Raw genomic sequence first — 437 nt, 5'->3', positions numbered from 1 at the left:
ACGCTCGGGATGACGCGGGCCGGGTCGGCCGCTGCGTACGGAATCGCGCCCTCAGTGATAAAGGAGAAGCCGAGGAGCACGCCGCTCTTGGCGTTCTCGTACATCTCGGCCGCGTACTTCTGCGGCGCGATGAAGTTCGACAGTGCGAGGCCAATCGGCGGGACCATACCCGCGATCATGACCGCCGCCATCGGTGCCGTGACGCCCTCAGAGATCAGACCGACAGAGAACACGTAGGCGACCTTGTTGATAGGGCCGCCCATGTCGGCCGCCATCATCGCCCCGAGGATGCCCCCGAGGAGAATCGCCTGTCCGCCGCCCTGCATGTTGCTCAGGAAGTTCGTGAGTCCCGCGTTCGCGATGGAAATCGGGACGCCCAGCACGAACAGCATGATGGGCGTGAGCACCGCGGTCGTCGCGACCGGGATGAGGAGCAC

The 437-nt window shown here is 65.2% G+C and carries 1 pseudogene; it reads right to left on the bottom strand.

The features are described from left to right. Positions 1-437, bottom strand: a pseudogene (ptfC, locus tag D3D02_RS20035) (fructose PTS transporter subunit IIC); the annotation flags it as partial.

The sequence above is a fragment of the Halobellus sp. Atlit-38R genome, from assembly GCF_003665925.1.
Lineage (GTDB): Archaea > Halobacteriota > Halobacteria > Halobacteriales > Haloferacaceae > Haloquadratum > Haloquadratum inordinatus.
Note: the sequence above shows the minus strand (reverse complement) of the source record. Positions and strands in the feature narration are given on the sequence as shown.